The sequence below is a fragment of the Paraburkholderia caffeinitolerans genome (assembly GCF_902859945.1).
Taxonomy (GTDB): Bacteria; Pseudomonadota; Gammaproteobacteria; order Burkholderiales; family Burkholderiaceae; genus Paraburkholderia; species Paraburkholderia caffeinitolerans.
Genome location: NZ_CADIKL010000083.1, coordinates 1 through 7,199, shown reverse-complemented (window position 1 = coordinate 7,199; position 7,199 = coordinate 1). Strand labels below are relative to the sequence as shown.

The window sequence follows — 7,199 nt, the reverse complement described above, 5'->3', positions numbered from 1 at the left end:
GCATCGCCGGCAGAAGCAGCCTCATGTTATCCGCAACCTGTTTCAGGAGAAGCATGTTCGCTACGCAGCTTGATCCAATATACGCACTATTTATTGAACTGGTCAGTAACAATCAAAGCTTTGGCGCAAATGCGCAAGCGAGTTGCGCAAAGGCCATGAAATTGCGGGCGAGTTTGTCATAGCGAGTAGCGAGGCGTCGAAAATGTTTGATGCGACTGAAGAAGCGTTCGATAAGGTTTCGGCACCGATACGGTTTGGGATCGAAATCGCGCGGATTGCGTCGATTGGCGCGTGGCGGGATCACGGCCTGGGCACCAGAAGCTTCGATATGCTGGACGAACGCGTTGCTGTCGTAGCCCTTGTCAGCAATGACCGCTTGAGCCGCGAGATCGGCAATCAATTGCGGAGCGCAGTCGATGTCGGCGATCTGGCCGGCGCTCAATATGATGCGCAGCGGATTGCCCCGCGCGTCGACTGCGACATGCAGTTTCGTGCTCAATCCTCCCCGCGACCGCCCAAGTGCCTGCGGCCCCGCTTTTTTTGGGCACCGGCTGAATGTTGGTGCGCCCGCACGATGGTCGAATCGATGAACAATTGCTGCAAATCGGCTTCGCCCGCCAAGGCATGGACCACACGTTCCCATACGCCCTTTCTGCTCCAGCGGGAAAAGCGCATGTACGTGCGCTCCCACCGACCGAATTCCCTGGGCAGGTCGCGCCATGGCGCGCCAGTACGAGCGATCCATAACACCGCTTCGACAAACAGCCGGTTGTCTGCCGCCGTGCGTCCCGGATCGCTTGCCTTGCCTGGCAACAGATGCTCGATCGTGGTCCATTGCGCGTCGCTCATCAACTTGCGAACCATCCTGATCTCCCATAAAAATCAGGATGTAAACACAATTCATTGATTGTTAACAGGCCCTAGTGAGTTTCTTCAGCGCTGGGACGAACCCGATATCGAAAAGGACCCGGCCACGGTCGTTGACGATTTCTCCGCGCTGACCTTCTCGCCAACCCTCGTCCATTAAAAATTGCGGTGAAATGGCCTTGCGTACAGCCTCCGCCTCCATCGCCGTCAGGATTGCCGACGCTGGCGCTTGCCGGGTCGTACTGCCGCCAACCGCTGGAACGGTGTGGCCGTTCCAGCCTCGCCGGTCAATCACAATCTCTGCCTGACTCTTCAGAAGGTTGATCTCGGACCGCAACCGGTTCCTCTCTGCAACGATTGCACCAAATACGGCGCGCACCGCAGGATCGGGAATTCTGAGGAGCATATCTTCCTCCTTCAATGGTCTAAGCGGTACCGACGGTTTTGCCATACCCCTTCCGGACCACTGCGCCCACGCGCCAATCAGAGTTCGATAGTCGACGGAGGACCTGTTATACAGCGCATCCTTCGACACTCCGCCGAGTTCCTGACTCTTTCGCCCGACCGTGCTGATGGAGAAGTCCCGGCTGCCTAACCGATGCAGCCCCTCGCAAACTCCTTGCACGATGTCTAGGTTACGCTGCTTCCGGGCGTTGGCAGCAGACTTCAGCGCGGCAAGTACTTCATAAGGTTGGATTGCAGTCATTCGTGATATCGCAGTTTGTTTCGTCCCTGGGGCACTGCCGCCAGGAGGTCCCTTACACGCGCGACAGGACGACCAAGATCGGCTTCAAGCATCAACGCCAGATCATCCTGAAGGCCCAGAATTTTTGTGAGCCGCTCGCCAGACTCAATCGCACCAACAACCCGCGCGACACCAGCAGCCGCATCACCAGGATGTACCTCGTTAGCTAGCCGCTTCATGAGCTTGTTGCCAAGGGCGAGCTGCTCTTCTTCACTGAGGGTCATGAATATGGGTTGTATGCCCTCGCGATAGAGAGCACTGTCGAGGAACTGACTACGCCGGATGACCGCCTTTCCCGGTTGCTCGTCGGGATAAACTTCCGTATCGTCGCAGACCCCGGCAATCTGAAGCAGTTCCGAATCCAACTCCTTAAAGGCGATCTGCAGGTCCCGCCACGCGCCGACCGCCACCAGTTGATGAAGCGAATCCCCTTCCTCATCGAGACGTTTGACCACATCCAGGCACCGCTTTATCAACCTCAGGGTAGCAGCGGCGTCGCCAGCCAATTGATTGCTCTTCTCGATTGCAGCCTCCCAGCGCCGCTCTGTACGCAGATATTCCGCGTGTTCCGTGTACGGCAGATTCGCTTGCTCGGCAGCATAGCGACGGGACTTCAAATGCTCGAGCGAATCCTCGAGTCCTCGTGCAAGTTTCGTCGACTCAGCCAGGTGATAGCTCAGATTGTTGAAGTGCGCGCGCAGCGCATCGATGAACCTCGGATCGGTCACAAACCAGCGGCAACGTACACAGTTGTTTGCGCCGCCCGGTACTGGCCCGTGAAGACTGCGCTGCGGTCGGCTGTCAGATTCAAACATGGACGGACCGCCGTTGTGACATCCCCCTACCCGATCCACTGCGGCGTTACCTGACGTGTTGCCACCAACAAGGCATATTCCATGATGCCGGGCCATCCATCCAAGCGGATTCCTGTCTTCCACACGCTCAGACACTGTAACGCGCATAGAATCAGCGTTGTTCCAGACGGCGTGTGACGACAACTGCTCGTAGCTCGCCTCCGCGAGAAAGCGTTGCAGCCCTTCGGAGGCCGATTCCTCGAGCTTTGACGACGCCTCGTTTAGCACGCCCGTCATATGTGTGACGCCAACCTTGGTGTAGTACAGGGTCATCACCAGGCGACTATGTCCGGCGACTAACTTCGATAACACAACAAGAGGAACGTCACCGTCGAGCGCCAATGACGACAGGAGCGACACACGCAGACTGTGTAAGGGGTAAAGCGTTGTCCTCGCACTACCGGGCACGGTGAACTGTAGAGGTCGACCGTCTGCGAGCGTCTCACCACGGGCAGCACACCGTCGCGCAAGCTCGGCAAGCAGTTTGGACCATAGTGGATCGAGTGCCATTGTATGCAAGGGCTTGCGACGTTGATCACCAGTACCCGCCGCATCCCGAAACAGGAAGCAGGTGTCAGGGGTTACGGCTAGTTGAGTAGCCGTCCGTGCGGCGCCGAGATGCTTGATCTTCAGCTCTGACCACTTCACAGGCACATCGATTGGGTTGTATTTGGCCTGCCACGACCGGAGCTTCGCAAGCCAATATATTAGATTATCGTGCTGCCAAGGGATAACGTACCCAAGCTCTTCGCGCCCTTTCCGTATGTCCGCCGTCTTGTTCGTATTGATATACAGCGCCGTCCAGGTTTTACCCGTATCGTAGTCTTCGACGCGGCGGAAAACGCCACGTCCCACCGGCCGGTGCACGTGTCCTGATTTCAATGGCCCGTCATTCAAGCGCCATCCCTCATCCGAGTACCACCAGGTATCCGCCTCGCCGGAATCCAGCATACGTACCTGATGTGTCCGCAGCGGAAGGGTAAGCTTCACGAGTAGAGCTACAGCCCGGGCGGGGCTCCACATCTCAATCCGCTTCTTTCCCGCTTTGGTGAAACGGAGACGCCAAACACAGTCAGGATCGTCCTCGTCCACATCTATTTCGGAGCATGGAAACCAGTCCCCACTATTGCGAGTGGCCTCGCCGCCTATCGCCAGTCGAGCCCACGACCAATCCCTGAAGTTGGGTCCTGACGCGAGAAGCTCGCGCATTTCACAGATATAGCGATAGGGCAACGGTGAATGGACAGTCTCCTGCGGCCTGGAGACGTTGCCAGTTTCCGAGCGCGAAGCGATCGGGTTCCGATACGCAGACAGAACGATTGGCCTTCCATAGTCATCGGGCTCGCTGAATCTACAGTCCAAAACCCACTGAAGGAACGCGCGCGCGTGGTTGTTGTAAATGACGCCCTGTGAGGAGCGTGGGCAGGCGACCTCGTAAAAATCCGGAAGGATCGTTCGCCGATCCAGGACCGCTGCCGGGCTAGCCCCGAAATCGGTCACGCTAAGATATCTGGCGAACAGTGCGCGCAACGCGTATAAGCGGTGGTTCAATCCGCGTTCCTGAATCGCAATCCATTGCGCAGCCAGATCCCGCCACTCTTCCCATTGCCCGCCGAACTCGAGCGGAAGCCATGAAAGCTGCAAATCACCCTTTCGCCCGCCTTCACCGGGCCTCATCTTGCTTTTTTTCATGGTTTGCGACCAAGCTTCGGGTACGGCCCGGAGATCAAGCCGTCGGGATCCACATCATCGAATCCAAAGGCGACCATGTCCTCGGTCGCGAACTGCGAGGTGATGTGACTTGCGTTCTCTGCTGAGCCGTCGAGTTTGCGACCTGAATCGATGAGCAACTCATTGACCTCTCGGAGGCTTGGCGCGGTGTAAACGACTTGGGATCCCAGTGCCTTGTGGTGAAGCGCCTTCTTTCTGAACATCGGATCTACGCCCGCGCGCCTCAGGCGCTGCCCGTATGCATGTCTGTGGCCGTGCGGCGTGGTGCCGAACGACTTGCCGACAGAAAGACCAATACGCTGGACGGCTCTGGAATGCGCCTGGTTGTAGCTGGACAGCGTGTAGGGCTCGCCTGCGACAGCGCCAGAATGACTTATAAACGCATAGGGATGGTTGCGCTCGAATTGTGCCAACTGTCGCAAATACAGCTTCCATAGATGCAGAAATAGCCGACCCATCTCGGAAGGAAACCAGAATGCCTGCATAAAATAGCGCCCATCTAGCATTGGATCCTTCCAGCCGGCCTCGAATCGTCCCATTAGTTGATTGCGTGGACGCAATCCGTAGCGTCCGACGAGATAAGCTGCACGGTTGCATCGAATCGCGGTGCCACGTTCATCGAGCCAGTCGCCCGGTGCTTCCCCCTCCGCCGGATGATGGATTCGAACAATCGGCATCGACGGGTCAGCCGGATCCTCCATCACATCGTGCACGTATAGATGAAAGCACTCTGATTCGCGGAAGCCGGCGCCGTGCGCCAGAAGTGTGATCAAACAGTCTCGCAGACTAAGACGCTGCGATACACTCGCATGATCTCGATAGCCCCGCCGAACGAATCCCTTGGCTAACAACCGTCCAAAGTCACGGTCAGGAAATGCCATCGCTTCAGCGTCGTCCACCTTCGGCGCACGAGCTCCACGGGTCTTGAGTGCAGGCACGCCATCCTGATCGCGTGGTGCGGGCCCCCAGGTGTATCCGAGAAACGCACGGCGGCGACGATATTCATGTGCCGTCGCCGTCACCATCTGGTCATACTGGCCGGAAGCTACACGTGGGTTCGGATTCGCAGTCGCCCTACGCTCTGAGAGCCACGCAAAGAAGTCTGAAAGGCCATGCAGAAGAATCGCTGCGTTTTGCCGACTCGTGGGCAACCAGTACAGACCACTTGGATCTATGCCGTCCGCACCGATGGTGCCGCTATGGAGTCGTCGGGCGAAAGAGTTGAAGAGGCGCTCTGACTCTCCGATTTCCGCCGCATTCCCCCTGGTGTATTGCAGGAACATGCGAACCGCTTGAGCGGTTCGCCTCATCCACGCAAAGCTCCGATCGTGCCTGCGCCATAGGAAATAGTCGACGAGAGGCTCCAGGGGACCATCATCGGTCAACAGGACTGGCAGCACCTCATGTACCCCAGACGCGTCGGAAACCACCTTCGCTTTCACTTGTGTCAAGTTCATCAGTTATGCGCCTTCCCTGCGCGGGTAGGCTCGCAAAAGCCGCGCAGTCTACACACAAGTGGCATTGCATGCCCTGTACTCCAACACGTGTACCAACATTGTTGGAACAATGGCTAGTAAGAAAGCCGCCATCGCGCCTATCATCGAACCCGTAATATCCCGAACGAGACTCCGGTTGACGTAGACTGTTGTACATATATCGCTACAAATATGCGTCATGGACCGATCCGACGCTCATCAAAAGCAAACGCTTCTATCCACCCGGTTGTAGCAGCGCCGAGGCACGCTTGCGCTTCTATGCGAGCCAGTTCCCGCTCGTCGAGGTGGACTCCAGCTACTACTCGATGCCCAACGGAAGCAACTCCGTACTTTGGGTCGAGCGCACGCCACCGGACTTCGTTTTCAACATCAAGGCATTCCGGCTCTTCACAGGCCACCAGACGCCGCGCGACATGTTTCCGAAGGACATACAGCCCGCGTTGCCCCCGAACGGGAAGAAGAACCTCTACTACAAGGACATGCCCGAGGATATCCGGTCCGAACTCTGGAGGCGGTATTTCGAGGCGATTGCACCGTTGCAGGATGCGGGAAAACTCGGAGCCGTGCATTTTCAGTTCGCCCCGTGGATCACGTCCGCACCCGACGGTCGCGCGCACGTCGAGCATTGCGCGGAACGAATGGAGGGCCGCTATTTGATGGCCGTCGAGTTTCGCAACCGCAGCTGGTTCGACACGAAGCATGCTGCGTCGACCCTGGCGTTCGAGCGCGAACACTTACTGGCAAACGTGGTCGTTGATGAACCGCAAGGGCCCGCCAATTCGATTCCGTCGGTATGGGAAGTCACGAACCCTGCTCTTGCTCTGGTGCGCCTGCATGGACGCAACCACGAAACGTGGAATATCAAGGACGCCACGGCTGCGAGCGATCGATTCAACTACGATTACAACGATAATGAGTTATCCGAACTGGCTGAAAAGATCAGGAAAATTGCAGCGACCGTTGCGCAGACTCATGTCGTGTTCAACAACAACTACGAGGACCAGGGGCAGCGTAACGCGCGAACGCTCATGGGATTCCTCGGCGACGCCGCGGTAACCGCGACGTGACAAGCGACCGGCCGCGCCGCATCGCTCACCTCGACATGGACGCTTTCTACGCGTCCGTTGAGCTGCTGCGTTATCCCGAATTGCGCGGCCAACCGGTCGTGATCGGTGGCGGCCGCGACGCCGCGCCGGAAATGTTGCCCGATGGAACGCGCCGCTTTGCGAAGCTGCGTGACTATGTGGGCCGCGGCGTGGTGACGACTTCGACCTACGACGCGCGCGCGCTGGGTGTGTTCTCCGCGATGGGCATGATGAAAGCGGCCAAACTCGCGCCGGACGCGATTCTCCTTCCGACCGACTTCGATTCGTACCGGCGGTATTCGAGGCTCTTCGTAAGCCCCCGGTAAAGTCATCTTGAATGAGTAAGGCTCGAAGGCGAGGATCGTGTCCATCTAAATTTTTAATGGACAGGTGTACACGATGGACGAGATCGAGGTGATGC

5 protein-coding genes and 1 pseudogene are annotated in these 7,199 nt (G+C 57.7%); 2 read left to right on the top strand and 4 right to left on the bottom strand.

The window, feature by feature from the left end:
• Window positions 1-112: 112 nt before the first annotated feature.
• From HV773_RS36125 to gmtY, 4 genes are all read right to left on the bottom strand, one after another.
• Window positions 113-864 (bottom strand): IS5 family transposase gene (locus HV773_RS36125; protein ID WP_175198509.1). Its coding sequence is split into 2 segments (ribosomal slippage): window positions 113-543 and window positions 543-864, totalling 753 coding nucleotides; the frame shifts between segments, so codons are not numbered across the junction.
• Window positions 865-910: 46 nt separating this feature from the next.
• Window positions 911-1,573 carry a gamma-mobile-trio protein GmtX gene (gmtX, locus tag HV773_RS36120; protein WP_175198508.1) on the bottom strand — a complete coding sequence of 221 codons (663 nt, stop codon included), beginning with the start codon at window positions 1,571-1,573 and terminating at the stop codon, window positions 911-913.
• Entirely contained in the window at window positions 1,570-4,158 is a 2,589-nt protein-coding gene (gene gmtZ, locus HV773_RS36115; protein WP_175198507.1) for a gamma-mobile-trio integrase GmtZ, read from the bottom strand. The genes gmtX and gmtZ overlap by 4 nt, the downstream gene beginning before the upstream one ends.
• Window positions 4,155-5,654, bottom strand: coding sequence for a gamma-mobile-trio recombinase GmtY (gene gmtY / locus HV773_RS36110; protein WP_175198506.1), 1,500 nt, complete (start codon window positions 5,652-5,654; stop codon window positions 4,155-4,157). The genes gmtZ and gmtY overlap by 4 nt, the downstream gene beginning before the upstream one ends.
• Before the next feature lie 194 nt (window positions 5,655-5,848).
• Between gmtY and HV773_RS36105 the strand changes: the two genes are divergently transcribed.
• Both HV773_RS36105 and HV773_RS36100 read left to right on the top strand, forming a co-directional pair.
• Window positions 5,849-6,760: a DUF72 domain-containing protein gene (locus HV773_RS36105; RefSeq protein WP_175198510.1), complete on the top strand. Its 912-nt coding sequence runs from the start codon at window positions 5,849-5,851 to the stop codon at window positions 6,758-6,760.
• Between the two features lie 35 nt (window positions 6,761-6,795).
• Window positions 6,796-7,089 (top strand): annotated as a pseudogene (locus tag HV773_RS36100) (Y-family DNA polymerase); the annotation flags it as partial.
• Window positions 7,090-7,199: the final 110 nt, after the last annotated feature.